Genomic DNA, 1287 nt, shown 5'->3' with positions numbered 1-1287 from the left:
AATCAGCTCTCTGCTAGTGTTCCAAACATTTCCCATAGCTCTGCTTCAGCTTGCTGGAAACCGCGGTGGCTTCGGGTTAAAAATTTCTGATTGTAAAGATCGAAATTTGAAACTAAAAAGCGATCCATAGATTCTTCATTCTGAAACTGCTCTTTACGCCGACTATATTTTTTAATTTGTTTGTTGAAAGACTCAATCAAATTAGTGGAATACAAGCTCCTACGGATTGAAACAGGAAAGTCATAGAACGTCAGTAAGCTGTCGTTCTCTAAGACCGCTTTGGTTACTCTAGGGTAGCTGGTGTGCCATTTCTCTACAAAATTAAGTCGAGCTTCTATCGCTTTTTCTCGTGAGTCTGCTTGGTAAACAGCTTTAAAATCTTCACATACTTCTCTTCGATCAGCTACGCGTACTTTACTAGCGATATTGCGAGAAACATGAACACAACAGTGTTGATAAGCAGCCTGAGGAAACGCTTGATGAATCGTATCTTTTATCCCTTTAAGACCATCGGTCACAAAGAGGAGAACGGATTTAACCCCACGGCTTATCAAGTCTTCTAATAGCTCTTTCCATGTAACAGTAGACTCATTAGGGGCAATAGCATAACCGAGCACTTCTTTGGCGCCATCTGGACGGATTCCAACCGCTATATGAATCGCTTCTTTATCTACTGTTTTACGTTTCAAGGGAATGTAGGTAGCGTCCAGATAAATAGCGGCATAATGATCATTTAGTGGACGTTTTTTAAAAGCAGCGACTTCTTCAGAAAAGACTTTTGTCATGTTGGACATCGTCTGCGGCGTATAATGATGACCATACATTTTCTCGATCAAATCGGCAATTTCAGACATCGTGATCCCTTTTCGAAAGAGATGAATAATCGTTTCTTCCAACGTCTCATTGGTTCTTTTATATGCAGGAAGCGTCTGTTGTTTAAATTCACCATTACGATCACGTGGAATCTGTAGCTTAAGTTCACCATATTCTGTTTTGACCTTACGGTCATAGGTGCCATTGCGAGAGTTACCTGAATGGAAACCAATCCGCTCATACTTCTCATAATCTAAAAAGACGGTCAATTCCGTTCTTAAGAGTGTATTTACGGCCAATTCTAGATGAGAACGAAAACATTCGTTTAAATCACCTTTTGTGGCTAGAGTCTGTAAGATATCTGTAGTAAGATTGTTCATAGGGAAGTCCTCTTTTCTGTGAATGTAGTGTGGTAACTCTATTCTACAGAAGGGGCTTCCTTTTTTCTATTTACACAAGATATTTTACACTCTC

General features: G+C 39.8%; 1 protein-coding gene. It reads right to left on the bottom strand.

Going from position 1 to position 1287, the window contains the following annotated elements:
* Nucleotides 1–2: 2 nt before the first annotated feature.
* A complete protein-coding gene (locus ACEN3Z_RS11845; protein WP_407090978.1) occupies nucleotides 3–1193 on the bottom strand; it encodes an IS256 family transposase in 1191 nt (396 codons plus the stop codon).
* Nucleotides 1194–1287: the final 94 nt, after the last annotated feature.

It is taken from the genome of Ruoffia sp. FAM 26254, assembly GCF_045528545.1.
GTDB lineage: Bacteria > Bacillota > Bacilli > Lactobacillales > Aerococcaceae > Ruoffia > Ruoffia halotolerans.
This window is presented reverse-complemented; position numbering and strand designations above follow the sequence as displayed.